24 protein-coding genes are annotated in these 24,624 nt (G+C 53.3%); 17 read left to right on the forward strand and 7 right to left on the reverse strand.

Annotation, left to right across the window (positions count from 1 at the left end):
- Nucleotides 1-17: 17 nt before the first annotated feature.
- From FE845_RS04315 to FE845_RS04375, 13 genes are all read left to right on the forward strand, one after another.
- Nucleotides 18-233, forward strand: coding sequence for a response regulator transcription factor (locus FE845_RS04315; protein WP_200361977.1), 216 nt, complete (start codon nucleotides 18-20; stop codon nucleotides 231-233).
- Between the two features lie 135 nt (nucleotides 234-368).
- Nucleotides 369-629, forward strand: coding sequence for a hypothetical protein (locus tag FE845_RS04320; protein WP_200361978.1), 261 nt, complete (start codon nucleotides 369-371; stop codon nucleotides 627-629).
- Nucleotides 622-939 (forward strand): hypothetical protein, encoded by a 318-nt coding sequence (locus FE845_RS04325; protein ID WP_200361979.1) that lies wholly within the window; start codon nucleotides 622-624, stop codon nucleotides 937-939. The genes FE845_RS04320 and FE845_RS04325 overlap by 8 nt, the downstream gene beginning before the upstream one ends.
- 44 nt (nucleotides 940-983) lie before the next feature.
- Nucleotides 984-2,138 (forward strand): JmjC domain-containing protein, encoded by a 1,155-nt coding sequence (locus FE845_RS04330; protein ID WP_200361980.1) that lies wholly within the window; start codon nucleotides 984-986, stop codon nucleotides 2,136-2,138.
- 27 nt (nucleotides 2,139-2,165) lie between these two features.
- On the forward strand, nucleotides 2,166-4,250 hold the full coding sequence (locus FE845_RS04335; protein ID WP_200361981.1) for a peptidase domain-containing ABC transporter: 2,085 nt from the start codon (nucleotides 2,166-2,168) through the stop codon (nucleotides 4,248-4,250).
- Nucleotides 4,251-4,269: 19 nt separating this feature from the next.
- Nucleotides 4,270-7,005 carry a M16 family metallopeptidase gene (locus FE845_RS04340; protein ID WP_200361982.1) on the forward strand — a complete coding sequence of 912 codons (2,736 nt, stop codon included), beginning with the start codon at nucleotides 4,270-4,272 and terminating at the stop codon, nucleotides 7,003-7,005.
- Between the two features lie 263 nt (nucleotides 7,006-7,268).
- Nucleotides 7,269-8,717, forward strand: coding sequence for a Fe-S cluster assembly protein SufB (sufB, locus tag FE845_RS04345; protein ID WP_200361983.1), 1,449 nt, complete (start codon nucleotides 7,269-7,271; stop codon nucleotides 8,715-8,717).
- A 212-nt stretch (nucleotides 8,718-8,929) separates the two neighbouring features.
- Nucleotides 8,930-9,718, forward strand: coding sequence for a Fe-S cluster assembly ATPase SufC (gene sufC / locus FE845_RS04350; RefSeq protein ID WP_200361984.1), 789 nt, complete (start codon nucleotides 8,930-8,932; stop codon nucleotides 9,716-9,718).
- Between the two features lie 12 nt (nucleotides 9,719-9,730).
- Entirely contained in the window at nucleotides 9,731-11,020 is a 1,290-nt protein-coding gene (sufD, locus tag FE845_RS04355; protein WP_200361985.1) for a Fe-S cluster assembly protein SufD, read from the forward strand.
- Nucleotides 11,021-11,025: 5 nt separating this feature from the next.
- Nucleotides 11,026-12,279, forward strand: coding sequence for an aminotransferase class V-fold PLP-dependent enzyme (locus FE845_RS04360; protein ID WP_200361986.1), 1,254 nt, complete (start codon nucleotides 11,026-11,028; stop codon nucleotides 12,277-12,279).
- Between the two features lie 13 nt (nucleotides 12,280-12,292).
- Nucleotides 12,293-12,646 carry a HesB/IscA family protein gene (locus FE845_RS04365; protein ID WP_200361987.1) on the forward strand — a complete coding sequence of 118 codons (354 nt, stop codon included), beginning with the start codon at nucleotides 12,293-12,295 and terminating at the stop codon, nucleotides 12,644-12,646.
- Nucleotides 12,647-12,940: 294 nt separating this feature from the next.
- Nucleotides 12,941-13,483: a putative Fe-S cluster assembly protein SufT gene (gene sufT / locus FE845_RS04370; protein WP_200361988.1), complete on the forward strand. Its 543-nt coding sequence runs from the start codon at nucleotides 12,941-12,943 to the stop codon at nucleotides 13,481-13,483.
- A complete protein-coding gene (locus FE845_RS04375; protein WP_200361989.1) occupies nucleotides 13,484-13,945 on the forward strand; it encodes a SufE family protein in 462 nt (153 codons plus the stop codon).
- A 26-nt stretch (nucleotides 13,946-13,971) separates the two neighbouring features.
- Here FE845_RS04375 and FE845_RS04380 read toward each other — a convergent pair whose 3' ends face one another.
- Nucleotides 13,972-15,132 (reverse strand): flagellar assembly protein T N-terminal domain-containing protein, encoded by a 1,161-nt coding sequence (locus FE845_RS04380; RefSeq protein WP_227714132.1) that lies wholly within the window; start codon nucleotides 15,130-15,132, stop codon nucleotides 13,972-13,974.
- A gap of 116 nt (nucleotides 15,133-15,248) precedes the next feature.
- Nucleotides 15,249-15,800, reverse strand: coding sequence for an LPP20 family lipoprotein (locus FE845_RS04385; protein ID WP_200361991.1), 552 nt, complete (start codon nucleotides 15,798-15,800; stop codon nucleotides 15,249-15,251).
- Between the two features lie 249 nt (nucleotides 15,801-16,049).
- Between FE845_RS04385 and FE845_RS04390 the strand changes: the two genes are divergently transcribed.
- From FE845_RS04390 to trmL, 4 genes are all read left to right on the forward strand, one after another.
- Nucleotides 16,050-17,171: a multifunctional CCA tRNA nucleotidyl transferase/2'3'-cyclic phosphodiesterase/2'nucleotidase/phosphatase gene (locus tag FE845_RS04390; RefSeq protein WP_200361992.1), complete on the forward strand. Its 1,122-nt coding sequence runs from the start codon at nucleotides 16,050-16,052 to the stop codon at nucleotides 17,169-17,171.
- A 9-nt stretch (nucleotides 17,172-17,180) separates the two neighbouring features.
- On the forward strand, nucleotides 17,181-17,927 hold the full coding sequence (locus FE845_RS04395) for a pteridine reductase (RefSeq protein WP_200361993.1): 747 nt from the start codon (nucleotides 17,181-17,183) through the stop codon (nucleotides 17,925-17,927).
- 130 nt (nucleotides 17,928-18,057) lie between these two features.
- Nucleotides 18,058-19,236, forward strand: coding sequence for an acetyl-CoA C-acetyltransferase (locus FE845_RS04400; protein ID WP_200361994.1), 1,179 nt, complete (start codon nucleotides 18,058-18,060; stop codon nucleotides 19,234-19,236).
- 6 nt (nucleotides 19,237-19,242) lie between these two features.
- Nucleotides 19,243-19,728: a tRNA (uridine(34)/cytosine(34)/5-carboxymethylaminomethyluridine(34)-2'-O)-methyltransferase TrmL gene (gene trmL, locus FE845_RS04405; protein ID WP_200361995.1), complete on the forward strand. Its 486-nt coding sequence runs from the start codon at nucleotides 19,243-19,245 to the stop codon at nucleotides 19,726-19,728.
- Here trmL and FE845_RS04410 read toward each other — a convergent pair.
- Genes FE845_RS04410 through FE845_RS04430 form a run of 5 tightly spaced genes read right to left on the reverse strand, consistent with a single transcriptional unit; the run spans nucleotide 19,665 to nucleotide 24,614 of the window.
- Nucleotides 19,665-20,510 carry a heme ABC transporter ATP-binding protein gene (locus FE845_RS04410; protein WP_200361996.1) on the reverse strand — a complete coding sequence of 282 codons (846 nt, stop codon included), beginning with the start codon at nucleotides 20,508-20,510 and terminating at the stop codon, nucleotides 19,665-19,667. The genes trmL and FE845_RS04410 overlap by 64 nt on opposite strands.
- A complete protein-coding gene (locus tag FE845_RS04415; protein ID WP_200361997.1) occupies nucleotides 20,510-21,544 on the reverse strand; it encodes a FecCD family ABC transporter permease in 1,035 nt (344 codons plus the stop codon). The genes FE845_RS04410 and FE845_RS04415 overlap by 1 nt, the downstream gene beginning before the upstream one ends.
- Complete coding sequence (locus FE845_RS04420; RefSeq protein ID WP_227714084.1) at nucleotides 21,534-22,382, reverse strand: heme/hemin ABC transporter substrate-binding protein; 849 nt, start codon at nucleotides 22,380-22,382, stop codon at nucleotides 21,534-21,536. The genes FE845_RS04415 and FE845_RS04420 overlap by 11 nt, the downstream gene beginning before the upstream one ends.
- Complete coding sequence (locus tag FE845_RS04425; RefSeq protein WP_200361998.1) at nucleotides 22,373-23,449, reverse strand: hemin-degrading factor; 1,077 nt, start codon at nucleotides 23,447-23,449, stop codon at nucleotides 22,373-22,375. Before FE845_RS04425 ends, FE845_RS04420 begins: the two co-directional genes overlap by 10 nt.
- Nucleotide 23,450: 1 nt before the next feature.
- Complete coding sequence (locus FE845_RS04430; protein ID WP_200361999.1) at nucleotides 23,451-24,614, reverse strand: HmuY family protein; 1,164 nt, start codon at nucleotides 24,612-24,614, stop codon at nucleotides 23,451-23,453.
- Nucleotides 24,615-24,624 lie beyond the last annotated feature (10 nt).

Raw genomic sequence — 24,624 nt, forward strand, 5'->3', positions numbered from 1 at the left:
AGCAAAGGAAAAACAGCATGAAAATGACCATTAGAGAACAAGATGTCTTTAAGCTTCTTACACAAGGAAAAACAAACAAGCAGATCGCAGCACAACTAAACATCAGCGACTTTACTGTCAGAGATCACGTATCCGCCCTATTGCGCAAAAAAAACGTCTCTTCTCGTATGGAACTGATCGCCGCTTATCATGCCGGACCCGGGAATCAGGATGAAAAGCCCCTACACCTGTAGGGTTGCGACAAAAAAAAACCAACTTAAAATACACCCCTAATGTCACCTAACGCTTAAGACCTTAGACAAATCAAGAAAAGCCAAAAATTATAAATTAAAACTAAAAAACCTATTGAAATAAAATAGGAAAAAATCATGAGTTATATAAAATTCACAACCCCTTTCTATTTTATTTTCCTCGGGACACTACTATCCATAACAAACAACACACCATTACCACTTATAGAGAAAATAGTGTTCACTGGAGCATTTTTCATTTTTGGGTCTCCACTAATAACTTTATTTTTCTATAAAAACAAAGCCAACATAGAGGCTTACTCAAAAAAACCTGACTCCAATATAATTTTAGAGATTATATTTGGTAAATCTAAAAAAGGAAAAGAAACTGATGCGTAATTTATCAATTGTAGAGATGGATCTGGTTTCAGGCGCTGGCGATGTTTCAGATGCTGCCACAGTGGGTGGTGCATTTGGTGGCGCTGCCGGCGTTTCCTATGGATTAACCATCAGAGCTACTGGAAACGCCGTGCTCGGTCTGGCAGGCATAGGGGCAGCAGCGGGTGCTGGGATTGCCGCTGCGGGCATGGCCGGGTATGCAGCTGGCCAATGGCTAAACGAAAACACTCCGATACAGGATTGGCTTTCAAATGCTCTTCCTGACCCTTCCGGTACAAGTTACAACGAAGCAGGAACAAACTACAACTAACAACCAAGCCCGGCTCTAGTGCCGGGCTTTCGAGCTAATTCATCGTGCTTATTCAATTCGACCTTTCTCGTGAAACATTTTTAGTAGAGTACCAGGAGAAGAAACCCCTGCTACTCAAGCAAGCTCTGGCTGTAGAAAGCTTTTCCTGGAGTGATGCTAACAAAATTTTCGAGCGCGCCGATGTCGCTTCTAGTGACTTCAAATTATCTTGTGACGGCATTCGTCCCAAGCAAGAATATGTCGAGCGCTATATGGATGTCGGCACTCCACGCCATCGACTGATCAAACCAGTGGTCTATGACTACCTGCAAAAAGGTGCGACTCTGATTGCCAACAAAATTCGCCATGAGCCAAAGGTTAATTCACTGGTCCGACAAATTGCCGAGTTAACAGGACGGCAAACGGTAACCAGTGCCTATGCTGCCTTCGGTGAAAAAGATTCTTTTCGTTGCCACTGGGATACGCGCGATGTATTTGCGATCCAATTGATAGGACGAAAGCGCTGGGTCGTCTACGAACCAACTATGGATTCTCCTCTCTACATGCAACAGAGCAAGGACTTCGAACAACAGCATCCTTGCCCAGAAGTGCCTTATATGGATTTCATCATGGAGGCTGGCGACGTTTTCTACCTGCCTCGCGGCTGGTGGCACAACCCTTTGCCGCTTGGGGAAGAAACATTCCATCTGGCGGTTGGCACCTTCCCACCTTATGCCATCGACTATGCACAATGGGCCTTTCAGCATCTATCAGATTTCGTCGAAGCTCGGCGCTCTCTGCTTGGCTGGGAGCAGGATCGCGACAATCTGCTAAATCTTAGCCAACAACTGAGCACCTTTATCAGCAACCCGGACAACTACCACCGTTTCATGGATGAGTTTATCGGTTCGACTCGTATTGACTCGCCATTGGCTATCGATCTGTTCGGCCAGTTGAACGGCGGACAAATGGCAGGCGACACCCCTCTTCGCTTGAGTGCAAACCACGCTCATGGCCTTTCAAGTGGCTACGTTATTGCCAATGGTACTCGCCTCAATCTGGATGATACGGGACGCCGACTTGTCGGCTGCATTGCGAAGCGCCCGGGCATCTGTCTGGATGAGGCCCTCAATGAACTGAATGACCTCGACAATAGCAAGCTACGCACCTTGATATGGCAACTATGCCAACAGGATGTTTTGGAGCTGGCGCGCCACTGAGCAAATCACCTAGCTAACAGGAATCCCATGCGAGTTACACTTCAGGCAGAAAGCCACGAATGCGGACTGGCCTGCCTTGCCATGGTTTCAAGCGCCTATGGCCTGCATCTGGACCTATCCACCCTGCGAAGGCGATTTTCCATTTCGGTCAAAGGCACAAGCCTTCCCCAGATCGTTCACTATGCCCAGGCGCTGGACTTTTCTTGCCGGCCATTGCGTCTGGAGCTGAATGAACTGAAACAGTTACGCCTACCCTGCATTCTCCATTGGAACCTCAACCACTTCGTGGTGTTGGAGAAAGTGAGCGCAAGACATGTCGTCCTTCTAGATCCGGCAGTCGGCCGCAGAACCCTTAAAATGGACGAAGTGTCCCGCTGTTTTACCGGTGTGGCTGTTGAACTATCGCCCAACTCGACGTTTCAGCCAGCTCAGCAAAAACCACGATTACGGCTACGCGACTTGACTGGCCGTATTCTTGGTCTGAAGCGTGCCCTGGCCAACATATTGCTGCTTGCTTTGGCTCTGGAAGTGGTTGCCCTGCTTTCACCGCAGGTAACTCAGTGGATCGTCGATCACGCACTAGTCTCAGCCGATTTCGATCTGCTTTTACTGGCTGTGCTTGGAGGATGCCTGCTACTCATCATTGACTTTGCCTTGCGCATGGCACGGGGCTGGATGGGGCTGCGGCTAAACCAGCAACTGACATTGCAGTGGACCAGTAATTTTTTTAGTCATTTGCTGCGCCTGCCTTGGCCTTTTTTTGAGAAACGTCATTTGGGTGACATCACCGCCAGATTTCAGTCCTTGGGGGCAATTCGCAATATTCTCGCTAACGGCGCAATTACTATTCTGCTGGACGCTTTGGTAGCCCTGATCACTTTGGGCTTGATGCTAATGTACAGCAAGACTCTGACCGCCATCGTTCTAATAGCTGTTGCGTTGTATAGCCTATTACGCTGGGCATTTTATCACCCTCTTCGTAATGCCACCGAAGAACGCATTGTGCTGGCTACCCGGGAAAACGCCTATTTTCTGGAGACCATTCGAGCCGTCCAGCCACTCAAGTTGTTTAACGCAGCCCCATTGCGCCTGTCCATCTGGCAGAATCTACTGACAGATGTTCAGAACCGGGACCTTAAAACACAAAAGATGCTGCTGATTTTTAGCGGTTGCAACACACTGATTTTTGGCCTCGAAGGGATGCTCCTTTTGTATGTTGGGGGGTTGGCCGTATTGGGCAATACCCTGACACTGGGAATGTTATTGGCATTTCTTGCCTACAAAAGCCAGTTTACTTCTCGCGCCAGCAAACTGATTGACCTGAGCGTTGAGATAAAGATGCTGTCGTTGCACGCTGAACGCCTGGCGGACATCGCGCTTGAAGCACCAGAACCAGACTCAGCGATGGAGACAGATCTTGCCAGAATTGCACCTCACATCGAATTCAGGAATGTATCTTTTCGCTATGCAGAAGGTGAGCGCCGGGTCATAAAAGACCTGTCATTAACCATTGAGGCCGGAGATGCCGTTGCGCTTGTGGGGCGCTCAGGCTGCGGCAAGTCCACCCTGTTCAAACTGATGCTGGGGTTGCTCGAACCTACTGAAGGAGATATTCGCATCGGAGGCATCTCAATTCGACAGCTAGGGCCCACATCTTTAAGAAAAATGGTGGGAGTGGTTATGCAGGATGACCAGCTAATGGCAGGCTCACTGGCTGAAAACATTGCATGTTTTGATCCCACTGCTGATCAGGAAGACATCGAAACCGCAGCCAAACGAGCCAATATCCATAACGCTATCATCAATATGCCAATGGGCTACCAAACTCTGGTAGCCGAAATGGGCTCGGGTTTATCCGGGGGACAGAAACAAAGGCTCTTGCTGGCCAGAGCCCTCTACAAGCAACCCAAAATTCTGGCTCTGGATGAAGCAACCAGCCATCTGGACCTGCATGGCGAAGAGCATGTTGTGCGGAACCTGCAGTCCCTTCCCATGACCCGTGTTGTAGTCGCCCACCGCAGAGAGACCGTCGCTATGGCTCACCGAATCATCCATCTGGATAAAGGTTCAGTCATCGAAGATGTTCGACTGGATACCTGTGAAATTGCATAACAATAGTAAGGACACTTTGATGATTCGTTATATCACGTTGATGTTATTCCTCTCGCTTTCTGCCTTCTATGTGCATGGAACAGAACCAAAACTCCCTGAACCAATAAAAACTCGGGAAGGCATATCTGAATACCGCCTGAACAACGGTTTAACCATCCTTCTCGCACCGAAAGCTTCAGCGGGGACGGTTCATATTGATCTGGTTTACCGGACAGGTAGTCTGGCCGATCCTACAGACAAGAGCGGTACAGCCCATTTTCTTGAACACATGATGTTCAAGGGAACAAAACAGAGAGCCGGCGAACAGCTTGTATCTGGCCTGCGCAAGCGAGGCATTCACTTCAATGCCAACACGAGCTTTGATCGCACCCGTTACTCGGCCGCTTTCGAATCGGACATGAACAGCCTGAATTACCTGCTGGCACTGGAAGCGGAGCGTATGACCAGCCTGCAATTTTCTCCCGAAGATATGAGCAACGAGCTTGAGGTGATCCATCAGGAAATAACACGAGCAAAAGACCAACCTCTGGGCGCACTGGGAGAAAGTATGCTCGCCAGAGCATGGGGAGAGAAAGCCTATGGCCGCCCCGTTCTCGGAACCCTCGACGAACTCAGTACCATCACTCCTGAAGTCCTGCACCGGTTTTATGAACACTATTATCACCCGGATAACGCTACTCTTGTACTGACGGGCGGCTTCGATCCGCAACAAGCGTTAGAGGCTATTTCTTTATATTTCTCCGATATCACCCCCTCTCGACGCGTAAAGCCTGAACCGTCACCAACGCTGCCAAAGCGCGGGAATGGGACTACCAAGGTACATCAGGGCAACGTCAACGTTCTTGCACTGGGCTACGGAATACCCGCGGCTGATGACGATAACAACACGGCACTAGCTGTATTGGCGGATATATTTGCAGGGGAGCCCCACGGTCGACTCTATCAAACGTTAGTGGTTCCGGGGAAAGCTCAGGCCGTGTTTGCCCTGCAACAAACTTTCCAACAAAGAGGTCAGTACCTGTTCGGTGCCATCCTGACAGAAAGCAACTCTCATCAAGAAGTGCAACAGGCACTTACAGAACAGTTCAAAGCATTACGCTCAGATCCGGTATCGGCCGATGAACTGGAAAGAGCGAAGACAACAATGCGCTTTCTGAAACCAAGAATCATGGACGACCCCGCCGCCTTATCCAATTTACTGTCCGAGTCTGTAGCCACGGGAGACTGGCAACTGCAATTACGTCGTTTTGATGACATAGAATCGCTGGACCTGCAGCAAGTGCGCAAACACATTGAAGCTCTTTTTTCCAGCGAGAAGCCCGTCATAGGGTACTTGATTGCCGGAAGCGATGATGCACAGCAGCCTACTCGCCAGCGAACCCGAGAGCAGGCAAATGTGTCACCTGACGCCACCAGGCAAGCTTCGCCCGCAGCGCCTGAAAAAATGCCCGACGTAGCCAGGTTCAACGCCCGAATAATGGAGATCGAAAACAGTATTAAACGAAGTACTCTTAAAAACGGCATGAAAGTCGCCCTGCGCCCCTTGCCCGGAACATCTGGTGTCGTACAGGGCCGCCTGAACCTGCGTTTTGGCGATCTGGAGAGTCTTCATAATAAACGCGCTGTCTCTGACATGGCGGGAACACTGCTTATACGCGGCACCCACACACTAAGCTATCAAGAGGTAGTGGATCGTGCGAACCAACTCGGGGCGGGCTTTTCCATGGTTCCGCACGGTAACATGCTGACAGTCAAGTTCGAGAGCCCTCCAGATAGCCTGCCGGAACTACTTGCGTTGATTGCCGACGTGCTGCAACACCCAGCGCTTCCTCAACAGGAGTTTGACTTACTCAAACGCCAACGCCTGCAAGCTCTCCAGGTTCCACCGGACACGCCAGCCAGCATTGCTTCTCTTGAAATGCATCGACAGGTCAACACCTACCCTGCGGGTGACATCCGACGCTATACAGAACCTCAGGAAATGCGAGCGATGATTGAGACTGTCACGCGGAAAGACATCTTAGACTTTCATCAGTCGTTTTATAGCGCCCAGCATGGAGAACTTGCCATCAGCGGAGATTTTGATCTGGAAAAGACCCAGACAACGCTGGATTCACTTTTCGGTAGCTGGGTAAGCAAAACGCCTTATCAGCGGGCCATCGCCTTACATCAGGAACGGAAACCCGTGCTCCGTGCGGTGAGCACCAATACAACCGGGGGCTACTACATCGGACGACTGTATTTTCCCGCCAATGGTGATTCAGAAGATGCAGCTGCCCTCTTTGTTGCAGAACACATTCTGGGACGACACCCCATAGCCTCGCGGTTGGGCAAACGACTACGCGAACACGAAAATCTGACATACAACCTTCGTTCCTCCCTGCGGCTCCCAACAACTGGAAACGCTGCAAGAATCAGTATTGAAGGTGATTTTCCAGCAGGGAAAGGCAAGTTGTTCGTAGACATCATAAAAGAAGAAATCGCCCGGCTGGCAGAGTCGGGAATCTCCCAAGACGAGCTGGACATGGCCAAAAGAACAATCCTTAACCAACGAAGCCAATACCTGAAAGTGAATAAAAACATCCAGAACATACTGACTGGACAGCTACGGGAAGATATTACGCTGGCTTTCTGGATCGAACGCAACAATGCTTTTACCTCACTGACTGTTGACGATGTCAATTCCGTCGCGCGTCGCTACTTGATCGCAGAAAATATGATTGAGGTTATCGTAGGCCCGAACGAAACGAAATAACTCAGCAGTGATCATCCTCGAACGCCTGTACTTAGCCCCCTCCCCTACAAAGCAAATATAGAGCTACTACACCCGCCAGACTTAGCCTCTGGCGGGCGTATTACGCTATAATTTGTGTTCCCGCAATTTAATACCTGACTAATTTAGTATGGTATTGTACAATTACGAACCAGAAGCAGACAGATCAGGCCCCGCAACCCACTTCGGTTGCCGGCAAACCAAAGGGTCTTAGAGCCCGCGAGAGAGAATACGGAGCGACGATCATGACGACCGCCAACAAAGAGGTGAACGAACTGATCAAACGGGAATACGAACACGGTTTCGTAACAGACATCGAAGTCGATACCTTCGAGCCCGGTTTGAATGAAGACGTTATCACCCGCCTTTCTGAGATCAAGAAAGAGCCGCAGTTCATGCTGGAATGGCGCCTCAAGGCCTATCGTCGCTGGCTTGAAATGGAAGAACCCGATTGGGCTCATCTGGGCTACGACAGAATCGACTACAACTCGGTTTCCTACTACTCGGCCCCGAAGCGCAAGGAAGACATGCCCCAGAGCCTTGACGAGGTAGATCCCGAACTGCTGAAAACCTATGAAAGACTGGGCATCCCCCTGCACGAGCATGCAAAGCTCGCTGGCGTAGCCGTAGATGCCGTTTTCGACTCAGTATCGGTTGCCACCACGTTCAAAGAGCCGCTGGCAAAAGCAGGGGTTATCTTCTGCTCTATCTCGGAAGCGGTGCGCGACTATCCTGAACTGGTACAAAAATATCTCGGCACTGTTGTCCCCCATACAGACAACTTTTTTGCTGGCCTTAACGCTGCGGTCTTCTCGGACGGAACCTTTGTATACGTTCCCAAGGGCGTTCGCTGCCCCATGGAGCTGTCCACCTACTTCCGCATCAACGCGGCAAACACCGGCCAGTTCGAGCGTACACTGATTATTGCCGATGAAGGCAGTTACGTAAGCTATCTGGAAGGCTGTACCGCCCCCATGCGCGATGAAAACCAATTACACGCAGCGGTGGTTGAGTTGGTTGCTCTGGACAATGCCGAGATCAAATATTCCACGGTACAGAACTGGTACCCGGGCGACGAAAACGGCAAAGGCGGTATCTACAACTTTGTAACCAAGCGCGCCGCCTGTATCGGCAAGAACTCCAAGGTTTCCTGGACTCAGGTAGAAACCGGCTCAGCCATCACTTGGAAGTACCCCAGCTGTATCCTGCGCGGTGAAGGCAGCGTTGGCGAGTTCTATTCCGTAGCACTGACTCACAACCACCAGCAGGCTGACACCGGCACCAAGATGATTCATCTGGGTAAGAACACCACCAGCACTATCATCTCCAAGGGTATTTCAGCCGGTAAAAGCTCCAACGTGTATCGCGGCTTGGTCAAATTTGGCCCTCGAGCAGAAGGCGCGCGCAACTTTACCGAATGTGATTCGCTGTTGATCGGCGACCAGTGCGGTGCGCACACCTTCCCGTACATCGAGAGTCTGAACAAATCCGCCATCGTTGAGCACGAGGCCACCACGTCGAAAGTGAGCGACGAGCAGATGTTCCTATGCCGCCAGCGCGGGATTGATATGGAGCGGGCCGTTTCCATGATTGTGAACGGTTTCTGCAAGGACGTTTTCAAGGAACTTCCCATGGAGTTTGCGGTTGAAGCCGGCAAGCTTCTTGAAGTCAGCCTTGAAGGTTCGGTTGGTTAAATAACATGCCCGCTGGCTTTTGCGTAAGTCAGCGGGCGGGTAGAGCTCTCCGGGATACGCGGTGAATACGTCCCTGTACGCTCGACAAAAACATCCATGTTTTTGACGATCCCGGAAAGCTCTACCCGCCCACTGCCCCATGACTTTCAGGGGCACCAGAGTATTTTCAAGATACATACACAGATTTTCAGAACATAGAGAGAAGCCTACAAATGCTGAGCATCAAAAACCTGCACGCATCCGTTGAGGGCAAAGAAATCCTCAAAGGCATTAACCTGGAGATCAAGGCCGGGGAAGTACACGCCATTATGGGCCCGAACGGGTCGGGTAAAAGTACGCTTGCTCAGGTACTTGCAGGAAACGACGCATTTGAAGTTACTTCAGGCAGCGTCACCATGAACGGTGAAGACCTGCTTGAAAAAGAGACTGAAGAGCGGGCTCGGGATGGTGTGTTTTTGGCATTTCAGTACCCGGTAGAAATTCCGGGCGTAAGCAACCTGCAGTTCATGCGCACTTCGGTAAACGCCATGCGTCACCACAGGGGCGAGTCTGAAATGAACGCCGCTGAGTTTATGAAACTGGCCCGGGAAATCTCCAAGCAGGTAGATCTCGACCCTGCGTTTCTCAAGCGCGGTGTAAACGAAGGTTTCTCCGGTGGTGAGAAAAAGCGTAACGAAATCATGCAAGCGCTCATGCTGCAGCCGAAGCTGGCCATTCTGGACGAAACCGACTCAGGTCTCGACATAGACGCACTCAAGGTTGTATCTGACGGCGTCAACGCCCTGCGTGCCGAAGACCGGGCCATTCTGATGGTGACTCACTATCAGCGCCTGCTCGATCACATTGTTCCAGACTTCGTTCACGTTCTGGCCGACGGTAAGATTGTGAAATCTGGCGGCCGTGAACTGGCTCTGGAACTGGAAGAGCGCGGTTACGCTTGGCTTGGCATCAAGGAAGACGAAACTGCAGCCAGCTCAGCTCTCTCCAATTCAGCCAATTAAGGAGACCGCGGAATGAAACCAGCACCAAGCCTTCTTTCCAGCGCCTTCCTGCAACCGGCTGGCCAGGCATTGCCAGAGCCACTTCTGGCCCTGCGTAAGCAGCGTAGTACCGCTCTGGTAGATATGCCCCTACCAACGCGCAAAACAGAGAACTGGAAATACTCCAGTAAGTATCTGAAGCTGACCGACGAGATGGCCACTTCGTTGCCAACTACTGGTAAAACGGGGAGCGCTCTGGCGGTACCCGGTTATAAGGTGGTGTTCATCAACGGCGTTGTAATGCCAGAAGCCAGTGAGTACCCGGATCTCGAAAACATACTTATTCAGCGTTTTGGCGATCTTTCAGATGCGGAAGCCAGTGAGCTGGTTGAGCGCTTAGATAGCACACTTGACGCAAAAGCCGTGCAATTCGCTGGGCTCAACACGGCACGTTTTGAAGATGGGCTGGTGATTCGCCTAAAGCCGGACGCCGTGCTCGACCAACCATTATTCATCATCCATGAAGTGACAGCAGACGCCAGTGGCTCAGCCTTCCCTCGCATTTTTGTGGATGCCGGCCGCAACAGCCAACTCACTCTGGTTGAAGAGTATATTTCCAGCGGTCAGGAAGCGGTTTTCGTAAACTCGGTCACTGAATTCACCCTTGCAGAAGGTGCGAATGTAACCAACATCCGCCTGAGCATGGGCGGTGAAAACGTACAACACATCGGTGCTACGGGTGTAACCCAGCAACGCAGTTCCCGTTTCGAAAGCCACTGTGTAGGCTTTGGCGGCCCACTGCGACGCCACGACCTACGGGTGCGACTGGAAGGCAAAGGCGCGGAGTGCAAGCTCAACGGCGTTGTTGTTACCCAGAGCACGCAGCACTACGACAACCACACGACTATCGAGCACGTAGCACCCAATTGCGACAGCGAAGAAACCTATCGCAACATCGCAGCGGAAAAATCCCACGCCGTATTCAACGGTCGGATTCATATTCACCCGGACGCCCAGAAGTCCAACGCGAACATGAGCAACAAGAATCTTTTGCTCTCCACTGGCGCTGAAATTGATACCAAGCCCGAACTGGAAATCTACGCCGATGACGTAAAGTGTGCACACGGCGCAACCATCGGGCAGCTTGATGAAGAGTCGTTGTTTTATCTCGTTTCCCGGGGCATCGGTCGCAGGGAAGCCAACGTACTGCTAACCATGGCATTCATCAACGAACTGGTTGCTCAAATTCCGGTGGAGGCTGTGAGGGACACGGTGCAAGCTCGCCTGAACCAGTTCTTCGACCAAACGTTCCAAGAGGCCTAAGTGGTATGAACGACCTGTCCATGGCTAACACAGCTACCCAAAAGGCGTTTGACGTACAAGCCATCCGCCGGGACTTCCCTATCCTGTCGCAACAGGTCAATGGAAAGCCGCTGGTGTATCTTGATAACGGTGCGTCGGCGCAGAAGCCGCTTGCTGTTCTGGATGCCATGGACCGCTACTACCGGGAAATGCACTCCAATGTACATCGGGGTGCACACACCCTAGGTGACCGTGCAACAGCCGCCTTTGAAGGCGCCCGTGAAACCGTTCGCGCGTTCTTGAATGCAGGTAGCACACAGGAAATCATCTGGACAAAGGGCACCACTGAGGCCATTAATCTTATAGCCAATGGTTTGGCCCCGAAGCTCAAAACCGGCGACGAAATTCTGGTGAGCCATATGGAACACCACGCCAACATTGTACCTTGGCAGATGGTCGCCGAGCGCACCGGCGCAAAGGTGCTGCCAATTCAAGTCTCGCCAGAAGGCGAACTGGATATGGATGCGTTCAACAGCCTGCTGAACGATCGCACGCGCATTCTGGCCATCACCCACGTTTCCAACGTTTTGGGCACGATCAACCCGGTAAAGGAACTGGTGAGCCAAGCCAAAGCTCGCGGTGTTATCACCCTGCTCGATGGCGCTCAGGCAGTCCCCCATTTCCAGCCGGATGTGCAGGCACTGGATTGTGACTTTTACGTGTTTTCATCTCACAAGCTGTTCGGCCCAACCGGCATTGGTGTGCTTTATGGCAAAGCCTCGCTGCTGGAAGACATGCCTCCCTATCAGGGCGGCGGCGAGATGATTGAGCGGGTATCTTTTGAGCGCACCACATGGAACGTTCTGCCCTACAAGTTTGAGGCAGGTACGCCTGCCATCGCTGAGGCTGTAGGTTTGGGGGCTGCAATAGACTACCTTAACGGGCTCGACCGGCCAGCCATGGAAGCGGCAGAAAATGCATTGATGGCGCGAGCCAACCAGCTGGTTGAAACTGTTTCAGGCATGAGCATTATCGGAACTGCCAAGCAAAAAGTTCCCGTAATGTCCTTTAAAATCGACGGTTTGCACCCCAGTGATATAGGTACCCTGCTGGATCAGCAAGGCATCGCGATTCGCACTGGCCACCACTGCGCCATGCCACTGATGGATTTCTACGGAGTTCCCGGTACAGCGCGGGCCTCCTTTGCGTTCTACAATACACTGGACGAGGTGGAACAACTGTTTGCCGCCTTACAGAAAGTCCAGCGCCTGTTTGCCTGATGGAGGAGACACCATGACAGCTGAAGTCTTCACGCCGACCGTAGGCGTCACAATGACGCCAAGTGCCGTCAAGCACGTGCGCAAGCAACTCGATAAAGCTTCGAGCGCCAAAGGTATTCGATTGGCAATCAGAAAAAGCGGATGTTCCGGCTTTAAATATGAAACCCAGTGGGTGGACGAAGCTGCCGCTGACGACAAAGTATTCCACATTGATGGCGTTGATGTGTTTGTGAAAGAGGAACACCTTGCCATGGTGAACGGCATCGAGATCGACTTTGTTACCGAAGGCGTAAACTCCATGTTCCAGTTCCGCAATCCCAATGCCACCGCGGAATGCGGGTGTGGTGAGAGTTTTACTGTAAGTTGATATTGCATCGCCCCCTCTCCCCAACCCCTCTCCCGCGGGGGGAGAGGGGCTATAAGGCAACTCACAGTTTGGCTTAGTGACTCCCTCTCCCCTTGCGGGAGGGGGCCGGGGAGAGGGGAAGCTTAACGGCTACTCCCAGCTCGACTTACCAACTCCCTCTCCCCTTGCGGGAGGGGGCCGGGGAGAGGGGAAGCTTAACGGCTACTCCCAGCCCGGCTTACCGACTCCCTCTCCCCTTGCGGGAGAGGGCCGGGGAGAGGGGGCTTAAAAGCACAAAACGAGGTCTACACATACATGCAAGAAAGAGAAGTCGTCCTGACCAAACGCGAGGTGGAAGCCCGCCTTGTTCCTGTTGGAACTGAAATCATGATTCCGGCAGACACCTTTGTGACCATCACCCAGTCACTGGGCGGTACCTTTACCGTTGCGGTCAACGGCAACCTTGCCCGCATTGAAGGCCACAACGCTGATGCTTTGGGTAAAAAGCCATTGGAAAGCAGCTTTGATACCCCGGACGATGGCACGGTTAACGAGAACCAAGTGTGGGAAGCCATCCGCAACTGCTACGACCCGGAAATTCCGGTGAATGTGGTAGATCTGGGCCTTATTTACGAGTGCCGGATTGAAAATGGTACGCCAGAAGGCAATCACATTTACATTTTGATGACCCTCACCGCCGCCGGTTGTGGCATGGGGCCGGTTATTACCGACGATGTAAAAACCAAAGTAGAGCACGTTCCCAACGTAGATAAGGTAACCGTAGAGCTGACCTTTGATCCGCCCTGGAACAACGACATGCTCACCGATGAAGCCAAGCTAGAACTGGGAATGCTGTAAATGCCAGCTACGGAAAAAGAATTTCTCGACAACCCGCTAGGATCCAACCCTACCCTGGAAGACGTTCTCGACGGCTTTGAGTTTCTTGATGACTGGGAAGAACGCTATGCGTTCATCATTGACCTAGGCAAACAGCTACCCGCCTTTCCGGACGACGCGCGGATTGAAGAGAACTACGTGCACGGCTGCCAAAGCCAGGTTTGGTTGATTGCCCACTACCACGAAGCCGACGGCAAGCTCTACTTGTTGATTGATTCTGACGCAATGATAGTGCGGGGCCTCGCAGCCATGATTCTGGTCGCGTTGAACGGCAAAACCCCCAGGGACTTGCTGGCCACCGACATAGATGAGATTTTCGAACAGCTGGACTTGTTCCGCCACATCTCTCCAACCCGAGGCAACGGCTTGCGCTCCATGATTGGAAAGATTCGCGATATTGCAGCGGCTGAAGTGTCTGAGTGATATCTGCACGCAGTCGTTAGTGCACGCTACCAGATAATGGCAATGTCGTCTCGCTGAATGTTTACCTGCCCACCCGTTACCGGCATTTTGCCATTACTGAAGTCTGGATGAACATTGTTCAGAGTGACCGTCATCTGACTGTCACTCAGCTCCGGAGTCCCCCCCAAAGAATCAAAGTACCGGGCGCTGCGGTATAGGTGCAACTCATCTCCGGGCCGCAAACCAGCGGTCGCGCCTGAAGCCAAGGTCACAAGTTGACCCTCTACCCGGGTAATGCGAGCCATAAACGGCTGGCACGCGAGGGCTTCAGCTACCGCCTGCGTCATTTCTCCAATAGCACCCGCCACAGCCTCTCCATACTGGGTTTTACGGAACCCTTCCGAGCCAAAACCGACAGAACTGCCAGGGCCGGCATTCCAGTCGGCGGCAGTCTCAAAGCGCTGCTGGTAAACAGGTGAGCCGCTGAATCCGTCAAAAACCATCAAATCCACCGCGAAACGCCGACGCATATCAGCGCCACCAAAACGCCTTTGCATTTTATCCAATACCGAGGAGCCCCAAGCCGCGGGATCCGCAACGCCAATGTCTCGAATGACACCGGCTACAACAAACTGAACGCCCATCTCCCGGGCTACTTGAACCACATTGGTAAGCCGGTTGTCACCCTGCTGCAAAGTGGGCGCATTAAGTAGGTCGGGGAAAAGACGGGAGGTCGTCGCGGAAAACACCTGCAAGTTTCCAGCCTCTCGTAAGCCCTGCTGCAGCTGTTGCGGCAGAATTTCTCCAGCATCATCAATACGCCCTACCCTAGCCTGCCCCGGATACAGCAATGGAAAGCCGGTAATCGCAACCCGTTTTTTTAACCGAGCGGCGTCTCCGCCATCGCAGCTAGCCCTGCTGGCAGAAATATCTCCGCGTACAGTTACACGCAAAAGATTGCCGCTACGATGCTCATCAATCACTTTAACATTCCGCGCTCGGGCACTAGAGGCAAGGCGCACTCGGGATTCAGTTAAAACGCCGTTTTCCATAGTATCTCTAGTGCTCACCTGCGCTTCGTACTGCAAGGCGAGATCACGCATGGCCGCACTGCGAGCTTCCGCACGGGCAGACGCTAGATCCTCGTTGTAGATACTCGCGTGGCCCACGCCCTCAAGAACAACCGCTTGCGCGCTCGCACCCAGCATCAACGGTATCAATGCACAGTAAAACGACAACCGTATAAACTGCTTCACAAACCCCCGCATAGCTTTCTACCCGTTTTATCGTTCAATTAGCACGTTTGAAATCTGCCGAACGAAGATCAATCCAAATAGTACAAGGAATCAACATTCTTGCTCTGCACATCGCCAACACTCTCGTTGTAGGTTGGTACCGATATCGGGCAGAGATCTTTCACCTGTTCCGCTGCGACTCTGGAGACGCAGGCCCGAAAGCGTGACTCGAGTTTTAGCTCCATCACGGTCTCAACAACTCCATCGCTGTGCTCATTAACAGCCACCATTTTTGCACCGCGAATGTAGCTATCTACGTAGGTTCGGTACATATCGTTTCGAAGAACAAACTCGTTCACGGTAGAGCTTCCGAAGATGACTGTGCCATACACTCGTTCCGCTAGGTTTCTGTATGCATCTACTTGGGAAGCTCTGCGCGCCATCAGCCTTTTACGGGTATTGAGACGGTCCTTACCTGCATCCTCGTAGGTGCCAAAGCCGCTGACCCTAACTGTAATAGGCTCAAACTGCGCATTGTTTTGCGCATTCTCGTTATTGGTGTCCGTATCGCCGCCCCATAATGCTGCGCAGGCCGTCAGCGTGAAAGCCAGAAAAGAAATCGTTATCCAGCGAATGACCATGCTTTATGTCTCCAGAATTCGTTTTGCTCAACCCATGAAAAATTCACGCCAGCTTTTCTAACACACTGATTTAAAATACCTTATCCTGAACACCAAAAAAGTAGAGAGAGAAACCGGCAAAAACCTGCCTCATACAGTGTTTTCAGGGGTGGGCGCGGCCATTAGAGCAAGCTTGTTTGCTTGCCCAGCCCCAGCAACGGATAATTCCCGAACATTTAAGAGAAATCATAAAAAGGAACCTGTGTCTTCATGCAAACCTATCTGGTTGGCGGTGCTGTTCGCGATGAATTATTAGGGCTGAGGGTCAAAGATCGGGACTGGGTAGTCGTTGGCGCAACCCCGGAGCAGATGCTTGCTCTGGGCTTTACACAGGTGGGATCGGACTTCCCGGTGTTTTTACACCCGAAAACCAGAGAGGAATACGCCCTCGCCCGCACCGAGCGCAAGCAAGGGCACGGCTATCACGGTTTTTCTGTGTATAGCGCGCCAGATGTCACTCTGGAAGAGGACCTGCTGCGCCGGGACCTCACCATCAACGCCATGGCGCGCTCGGAAGACGGTGAACTCACAGACCCTTTTAATGGCAAGAGAGATCTGGAGGCGCGACAACTCCGGCACGTTTCTGAAGCCTTTAAAGAAGACCCTCTTCGCATCCTGAGAACCGCACGCTTCGCAGCTCGTTTCCAGCCTCTGGGCTTTAGCGTGTGCCGCGAAACTATGACCTTGATGCGCGATATGGTTGCCGCTGGCGAAGTGGAGCACCTTGTACCAGAGCGCGTGTGGCAAGAGATTCAACGGGCTCTGCACGAACAATCCCCAACTACGTTTTTCCAAGTGTTACGAGACTGCGGGGCACTTGATGTACTGGTGCCGGAACTCTCTCCAGAGCCGTGCTTTCGCGCCGCTCTTGCCAGCCTGCAGCGAGTCCACATACAAAAGGCCACAACGGCAGAGCGTTTTGCAGCACTGTTCAGCGCATTGGATGAGCCGTGTGGTACCAAAAGGGCCAAGGCACTTAAAGCACCGAACGATTGCCAGCACCTCGCTCGGCTGACGATGGCGTTTAAGCCCGTCATCCAACAACTCGACCCGACGCAGCCAGATGCCAACACCTTGCTCGAATTACTGGAAAAAGCGGATTTGTGGCGGCGGCCCGAACGTTTTTCGCAACTGATTAACGTGCTTGAGAACGCACTTGTAGCTACAGACCAGCAACGGCTAAAACCTCTCGAAATAGCGGCAAATGCGGCATCAGGCATTGACCCCCAAGCGCTTATGAAGCGAGGATTTTCAGGCAAAGAACTCGGCGAAGCAATCCGAGCCGAGCGACTGGCGCGTATAAAGCAGGCACTCTGCCGTTCATCTTCCTGAGGAACTACTATGCCTGAGAATACACCTGTCGCTCTGGTTACTGGCTCAGCCCAACGCCTTGGGGCGCACACTGCGCAACTACTGCACGAGCGTGGATGGAATGTGGTTATTCACTTTCGCAGCCGCAGGAAGCCGGCCCAAGACTTATCGGAAGCCATGAACCATCAGCGCCCGAACTCCGCAGTTGCGCTGCAAGCCGACCTGAGCAAGATGGCCGACATAAAACGCTTGGGTACCAAGGCAATGGAACATTGGGGGCGGCTAGATGCACTGGTTAACAACGCATCCGTTTTTTATCCAAATCCGACACCGGAAGCGACCGAAGATGATTGGGATAGCATCATGCACACCAATCTGAAGGCGCCTTTTTTTCTCCTACAGTCCTGCTTACCGGCGTTGCGAGAAAGCACCGGAAGTGTTGTGAACCTTATTGATATTTATAGCGAAAAACCGCTACCAGAGCACCCGCTCTACTGCGCCAGCAAGGCTGGCCTAGCCGCTCTAACCCGCTCCTGGGCGAAAGATCTGGCACCAGCGGTGCGGGTGAATGGCGTGTCCCCCGGGGCGATTCTTTGGCCTGAAGGCGATGCGGCGGTAGACACAAGCTACCAGCGCAAAATTCTCGCGCAAACACCTCTGAACCGCACCGGCACACCCGGCGACATCGCCAGCACCATTGTATTTCTCTTAACAGAGGCCCCATTTATCACCGGGCAAATTATTTCCGTAGACGGCGGGCGCAGCCTGAATATGTAGACCGCGCTTTTGCCGGTTCGGGCTTTCCGGCTACAATGCGCGCAGCTTTTTTTATTCTGAGCATTCTGCGAGGGCAAGGCTAGGGCTGCCGCCCTGAAACAGAACATTCATTAATAACCGGAGTAACCTCATGCGTGATGTCGTAATTGTTGCCGCACGGCGTACAGCCATTGGTGCATTTGGTGGAGGCCTTTCCAGCCTTCGTGCGGACCAGCTAGGTAGCGTCGTTATCAAAGCGCTATTGGAAGACACAGGTGTTACCGGCGACCAAATCAACGAGGTGTTGCTGGGCCAAGTGCTAACGGCAGGCAACGGTCAGAATCCGGCCCGCCAGTCGGCCATTAATGCGGGTATTCCAGCGTCTGTACCTGCAATGACCATCAATAAAGTATGTGGCTCCGGCCTCAAAGCCGTTCATATGGCGGTTCAGGCAATCCGCTGCGGCGACGCAGATATGATCATCGCAGGTGGGCAGGAGAGCATGAGCCTTGCTCCTCACGTTTTACCTAACAGCCGCAACGGCCAGCGCATGGGTAATTGGACCATGGTCGACACCATGGTTAAGGATGGTCTCTGGGATGCCTTCAACGACTACCACATGGGCATCACGGCCGAGAATATTGTTGAAAAATACGGCATCAGCCGCGAAGAACAGGACGAGTTCGCCGCGGCATCACAACAAAAGGCCATCGCCGCACGCGAGGCTGGTCACTTCGAAAATGAAATTGCGCCGGTCTCCATCCCCCAGCGCAAAGGCGACCCAATTGTTGTCAGCAAAGACGAAGGTCCGCGCGACGGCGTAACCGGCGAAGGCCTTGGCAAACTACGCCCAGCTTTCAAAAAAGACGGTACAGTCACCGCAGGGAACGCTTCAACGCTGAATGATGGCGCAGCAGCGGTTTTGGTATGCAGTGCCGAGAAAGCCAAAGAGTTAGGGCTGACCCCACTGGCGACAATCAAAGCCCACGCCAATGCTGGCGTTGACCCAACCATCATGGGCACCGGCCCGATTCCTGCCAGCCAGCGCTGCCTGAAACTGGCAGGCTGGAGCGTCGACGACCTAGACCTGATTGAAGCCAACGAGGCGTTTGCTGCGCAGGCGATCTCTGTAAACCGTGACATGGGCTGGGATACCAACAAGGTCAATGTAAACGGCGGCGCTATTGCTTTGGGCCACCCCATTGGAGCATCAGGTTGCCGTATTTTGGTTTCACTGCTGCACGAAATGGTGCGTCGCGATGCCCATAAAGGTCTTGCGACCCTCTGCATCGGTGGCGGCATGGGCGTTGCTCTGGCTGTTGAGCGCTAAGGCCCCGTGCTCAACGTGGTGCTGTACGAGCCGGAGATACCGCCCAACACGGGCAATATCATCCGGCTGTGCGCCAATACGGGCTGTAACCTGCATTTGATTGAGCCTCTGGGTTTTAATCTGGAGGACAAGCAAATGCGGCGGGCCGGTTTGGATTACAGTGAATATGCCACGGTAAAAGTACACAAAAACTATCAGGCCTTCCTCGAGAGCGAGCAACCTGAACGGCTATTTGGCTTAACCACGAAGGGCCATTGTTATTACCACCAGGTTGCCTATCAGGATGGTGATTACCTAATGTTTGGACCGGAAACCCGCGGCCTGCCTGTCGACGTACGCGAAGCCCTACCCCCAGAGCATTGTTTGAAAGTCCCCATGTGCCCACAAAGCCGTAGCCTAAATCTTTCCAACACCGCAGCCTTAGTGGTTTATGAAGCCTGGCGACAGCTTGGATTTACCGGTGCCGTATTAGAGGGCGAGAGAGAGGCGTAAGCTGGCACCGGCCCATTATCTCGGGGAACCACCAGCGGATACCCCTCCTCCAATTTGATAATTCTTGCAGACAACCCGTAAACCGCAGCCAATACAGTTTCGCTTAGAACCTCAAACGGTTTGCCTGAGATGTAGCACTGCCCGTGGTGGAGCAAGAGCAAACGGTCTGCAAATCTGGCCGCCAAGTTCAAATCGTGAGCAACCGCGAGTACGGCAAAGCCCCGTTGCTTTGCTAAGCCCCTAAGCAACGAAAACACCTGCTGCTGATGCGCAGGATCGAGCGCTGATGTGCATTCGTCCAGTAACAGCAATACCGGGCCCTGCGCATCCCAAACTTGCGCCAGCACCCTCGCTAGCTGAACCCTTTGCTGTTCACCACCCGATAACCCGGGCGCAAGCCGATACCGCAGGTGGGCAATATCCAGCAGATCCATTAGCTCCAAAAGCACAGGCATGCTTTGCGATAGCGGCTCAGCCGGTCGCCCAAGGCGCACGATTTCTTCTACGGTTAGAGGGAAGTTGACCTCAACCCGTTGGGGCATTACCGCCCTGCGCTTCGCTATTTCCCGCTTCGGCCAGTGTTGTAGAGTGCACCCCGCAAAACTAATCTGCCCGCTGGCAATTCTATGCTCACCGGCCAGCCCTTTGAGGAGGGTAGATTTACCCGCACCATTGGGGCCCAGCACCACCAGCAGCTCGCCCGCATCCAACTGGAAACCAAGGTCACGAACAATTGGCTTCCCAGCCAGATGAATACCCAAACCGTCGACGTGCAAAAGCATCAGGCTATCCTTGTTCGTAACAGCAATAATAGAAAAAACGGCCCGCCGATCAGCGCCATCATCAGCCCAATGGGCAGCTCCGCCGGGGCCACCACAATCCGCGCCAAACAATCAGCCCCAACTAACAATGTGCCTCCCGCAAGCGCACTGGCAGGTATGACGACCCGGTGCCCTGCACCCAAGGTATGACGCACCAGATGGGGAACAACCAGTCCCACAAAACCAATCAAACCACTAACTGCTACAGCCGCACCTACGCCAAGCCCGGCGATCAGTATGGCCGCGCGTTTGGTCCAGTCGGTGTTGTAACCCAAGTGCCCAACCACCTGCTCTCCCAACAAAAACGCATCCAACGGTCGCGCCAAGAAAGGAGCGGCACACAGCGACAACAAAAGCCAGGGCGCGGCCATAGCCACATCGTCCCAAGCCGCATGGCCCAAGCTGCCCATGGTCCAGAAAGTCAGTGAGCGCAGCTCTTCATCTGAGGAATAGAAGGTTAAAAGCCCTGTGCCCGCACCAGCGATGGCGTTAATGGCGATGCCCGCAAGCAGCAAGGTGGCCACCGACGTGTGGCCTGCTCTGCTGGCAATACGCCAAGCTAAGAAAACCGTTCCGCTGCCGCCTACAAAAGCCGCAATAGGCAAAGCCCAAGCACCGGCAAGATCCAGCCAACCGCCCAGCCAGGTACCGCCAAGCACAATCACCGCAATAGCAGCCAACGATGCCCCCGCCGAGACTCCAATAAGCCCGGGGTCCGCCAGCGGATTGCGGAACAAGCCTTGCAAAATAGCCCCGCATACCGCCAGTACCGCGCCTACCAAAAACCCCAGAATCAAGCGCGGTAAGCGCACATCGAAAAGAACCATTTTGGCGACCTCATCGTTCAGGTCCCCGATCAGCACGCCAAGAATGTCCGCAGCGGTTAGCGGGTAAGCACCGTTAGTGACGGAAACCACAGAGACCACCAAAGCAGCCCCCAGAATCAGCAACAGCGCAGGCCCTTTTGCAAGCCGGCCAGCACCGTCAATGATCATTGCTGGCCACCTGCCCCACTTGCGCCAGCATACTCGCGACCTCTTCCATAGCCTGCGGGAGCCTTGGACCAAACCCAAGCAGTAACATGCTGTCGCCTACGTAGTGCCTGCCCTGCCTCCAAGCATCCAACGCCGCCAACTGAGGCCATTGGGCAATGTCGAATTGCCCGGGGCGGGATTCCGCGACAACAATCGCATCTGGCCGCGACGCAAGCAGCGCTTCGCGGTTCGCGGGCTTGTATCCTGCGACCTCCGCCATGGCATTGCTTGCGCCAAGGGCTTTAAGCAGCGCATCGGCAGCCGTGTCTTCCCCGGCAATCATAACGCCATGATTACCGGCAGCCATGAGAAACAACACGCGTACGGAGTTACCTTCAGAAGCTAGGGATATGCGCTCAACCCGTGTGCGGATGTCATCGATTATGGCGCTTGCCTGCGCTTGCTTGCCGAGAATCCGGCCAACTTCACGGATACGGGCCATAGTGTCTGCCGGCGACCGGGCCACCGGTAACTTTATAACGTCCACACCCGCCTGAGACAGCCGTTCCAGAGTTTTATTCGGGGCTGCTTCTACCGTCGTAAGCAACACATCCGGGCGCAATGAAAGCACACCCTCGAAAGGAAGGGCGCGCAAGTAACCCACCTTGGGCAACGACTGCACCTGCGCAGGGTAGTTGCTGGTTGTATCAACGCCCACTAGGCTACCTTGAGCCTCCAAAGCGTAAACAGTTTCGGTGATACTGCCATCGGCGCTAACAATGCGTGGCTGCGCAGCCTCGGCCAAGGTCGCAAATGACAGCAAAGCTGCGCTCAGAGCCATCAAAACCATCACGCGCATAAGCTGCTCTCCAACACCTCAACCTCACGCTGCCAATCGGCAGATTCGGGGTTGCCCGGCTTACGGTTGCCAAACAGCGTAATCACAATCTCGCCATCTGCGTTGTAGCCCTCTAACGACGTGATGGTGCCATCGGTCGATGGCCTGCGAACCACAAACCAGTCTGTGATGCCGTCGGTATTCGCGTGTAGGTTGAAGCCTTTATCCAACACATTCATCCAAGGCCCCGTGCGCATCAGTTTGTTTACCTTTCCGGCAAAAATCTGAACAATGCCCGGGTTACCCACAAACACCATAATCTCGCACTGGTTAGCCTTGGCCTGCTCCAGAATCTTATCAAGGGGTGAAAACACCTCTGGTGCAGTTGGTTTTAGGCGGGTAACCCACTCTGAGCCAATCAGCTCTACTGCGGTTAGGCGGTCTACTTTGTTGCGCTTGAGCATCGCGTGAAAATGGTGCACATCTTTCAGCTTGGACCAGTCATTACGCAACGCGTCGACATCAACAGTGTTGGCATCAACGCGAGACGCTTTCGCTGGCACTGGCGCCAGCTGTGGTGCGGCCAATGAGTTATCGAGATAGTTACCTAGCAATGCATCCCAAGCAGCGGAGTCTGTTGCCTCTGTTTTATATATCTTGTGCAGCGCCAAGCCGTAAGCACTGAAAAACTGCAGGCTTTCCCGGCTAATCTCGCCGGTGTTTTCAGTGACTAGGTAGCCGTGGGCCCACTGGTTGAGGAATACACGAACATCGATATCTCCAACGGCTAACCCCATCGCACCTTTACCAGCCACTTTGAACTGGTTGAAGGTGGCCGTTACTTCATGAACAACCTGATCGTTTCGGGTCAGGATCATCACGTCGCCCACATCATCCATATCGCTCAACAGGGCACCAAACTCATGTTTTAAAGGGCGGACACCCTCATTGCGAGTGAGCAAAAGCTCCAGCTCGCTCACGCCGAGCTGTTGTGCGGCATTGCGAATGCGCAGCTTGGGCTGTTCTTGCAGAAGAGCTTTCCAGCGCTGCGCCAGACTGGTTTCCGGCTTGGTTGCTAAAGCTTCCATATCAATTTGCCTCGCTTTCAAGAGTTACTTCTTTCCAACGGATTTCGGGCTGACCACTCGCACCGTCGGCTCCGTAATAGTTGATAACCTGCATTGCGTAGACAGGTGCAGAAGGGTCACTGGAGTTGCTATCTATCAGGTAAACGCGGAAGTTCGGCCAGAGTTTATGAGCGCCCTGCAGGTTGTATTCGTACCAGATGTTTTCGCTAAAGAGCCCACCGGTTGCATCCGCCGAATAGGCACGAGCAAGGGATTGGCCGTTGCTGTCAATGGTGGCGCTGGGATAGGCCGAGAGTTCTGACCATGGAATAGGCCCAAGTGCACCACCATTGCCCGAGCCTGAAGGCCCGCTGTTGGTTTTCACATACCATTCGCGCCCCGAATACCCTATTTGGACATCCCAGGCATCGGAGGTGGCGCAATCAACAATGGAGTTGCTGTCAAAATCGAAGCAACTGTTACCCCCGTCATAGTTTTCGGGCCTGCTTCGGCTGAAGGTAAGCGTGCTATCGGAGAGCTGAGTGGTGCCTGCAGCCTGCACCTGAAACTCGATGGTGAAACCCTTTATGCCCTCGGGCTGATTATTCTCATCTACCTCGCGCGTAGGGAAATTGAAGTCCAGGATACGCATACGGGCGTAACTATCACCCGTGTTTGAGCGCACCAGATAGCCAACACCCGGGGCTTCTGATATTACACCTCCCGCGCCATACTCGGACCAGTCATCACCCAGAGCATAAACAACACCGTCTGGCGCCCAGGTTTCTGGGGCCATAAATGTGTCCTTTAGGTGGTCTAGCTCGCCATCCGCAGTGGCATTTAGAAATTGATTGGCGTCGGGTTCGCCGGAGTCCGTATAAAACGATGCCTGTGAGTCCCCCAATGCACCTACCACATTGCCGTCTCCGGAAGCGCCGGAATTCAGCTGGATACTGGTTCGGTTGAGCGCTAGATGCCAGTCTCCGTCACTGGCTACCATCTCGCCTGTACCAAGATTCAGATAGCTGGTTCCCGCTTTGGCATCAATAACTTTCTGGTTGAATTCACGGTCGGTTTGCCCACCATCTTCACCGCCTCCAGCAATGCTGTTATCACTACCACCGCCACAGGCGGTCACCATCAGACCGAGGGCCGGTACCAGAACTTTCAGGTATTGCTTCTGCATAGCTTCATTC

It is taken from the genome of Marinobacter sp. 1-4A (genome assembly GCF_016597725.1).
Classification (GTDB): domain Bacteria; phylum Pseudomonadota; class Gammaproteobacteria; order Pseudomonadales; family Oleiphilaceae; genus Marinobacter.

Coding starts and splice junctions, on each gene's coding strand:
- sufB (WP_200361983.1), top strand. CDS start 7,269: ATGACGACCGCCAACAAAGAGGTGAACGAACTGATCAAACGGGAATAC.
- FE845_RS04420 (WP_227714084.1), bottom strand. CDS start 22,382: ATGCGCGTGATGGTTTTGATGGCTCTGAGCGCAGCTTTGCTGTCATTT.
- FE845_RS04325 (WP_200361979.1), top strand. CDS start 622: ATGCGTAATTTATCAATTGTAGAGATGGATCTGGTTTCAGGCGCTGGC.
- FE845_RS04430 (WP_200361999.1), bottom strand. CDS start 24,614: ATGCAGAAGCAATACCTGAAAGTTCTGGTACCGGCCCTCGGTCTGATG.
- FE845_RS04400 (WP_200361994.1), top strand. CDS start 18,058: ATGCGTGATGTCGTAATTGTTGCCGCACGGCGTACAGCCATTGGTGCA.
- sufT (WP_200361988.1), top strand. CDS start 12,941: ATGCAAGAAAGAGAAGTCGTCCTGACCAAACGCGAGGTGGAAGCCCGC.
- FE845_RS04410 (WP_200361996.1), bottom strand. CDS start 20,510: ATGCTTTTGCACGTCGACGGTTTGGGTATTCATCTGGCTGGGAAGCCA.
- sufD (WP_200361985.1), top strand. CDS start 9,731: ATGAAACCAGCACCAAGCCTTCTTTCCAGCGCCTTCCTGCAACCGGCT.
- FE845_RS04315 (WP_200361977.1), top strand. CDS start 18: ATGAAAATGACCATTAGAGAACAAGATGTCTTTAAGCTTCTTACACAA.
- FE845_RS04415 (WP_200361997.1), bottom strand. CDS start 21,544: ATGATCATTGACGGTGCTGGCCGGCTTGCAAAAGGGCCTGCGCTGTTG.
- FE845_RS04365 (WP_200361987.1), top strand. CDS start 12,293: ATGACAGCTGAAGTCTTCACGCCGACCGTAGGCGTCACAATGACGCCA.
- FE845_RS04425 (WP_200361998.1), bottom strand. CDS start 23,449: ATGGAAGCTTTAGCAACCAAGCCGGAAACCAGTCTGGCGCAGCGCTGG.
- FE845_RS04385 (WP_200361991.1), bottom strand. CDS start 15,800: ATGGTCATTCGCTGGATAACGATTTCTTTTCTGGCTTTCACGCTGACG.
- FE845_RS04340 (WP_200361982.1), top strand. CDS start 4,270: ATGATTCGTTATATCACGTTGATGTTATTCCTCTCGCTTTCTGCCTTC.
- sufC (WP_200361984.1), top strand. CDS start 8,930: ATGCTGAGCATCAAAAACCTGCACGCATCCGTTGAGGGCAAAGAAATC.
- FE845_RS04395 (WP_200361993.1), top strand. CDS start 17,181: ATGCCTGAGAATACACCTGTCGCTCTGGTTACTGGCTCAGCCCAACGC.
- FE845_RS04380 (WP_227714132.1), bottom strand. CDS start 15,132: ATGCTGGGTGCGAGCGCGCAAGCGGTTGTTCTTGAGGGCGTGGGCCAC.
- FE845_RS04320 (WP_200361978.1), top strand. CDS start 369: ATGAGTTATATAAAATTCACAACCCCTTTCTATTTTATTTTCCTCGGG.
- FE845_RS04390 (WP_200361992.1), top strand. CDS start 16,050: ATGCAAACCTATCTGGTTGGCGGTGCTGTTCGCGATGAATTATTAGGG.
- FE845_RS04335 (WP_200361981.1), top strand. CDS start 2,166: ATGCGAGTTACACTTCAGGCAGAAAGCCACGAATGCGGACTGGCCTGC.
- FE845_RS04360 (WP_200361986.1), top strand. CDS start 11,026: ATGAACGACCTGTCCATGGCTAACACAGCTACCCAAAAGGCGTTTGAC.
- FE845_RS04375 (WP_200361989.1), top strand. CDS start 13,484: ATGCCAGCTACGGAAAAAGAATTTCTCGACAACCCGCTAGGATCCAAC.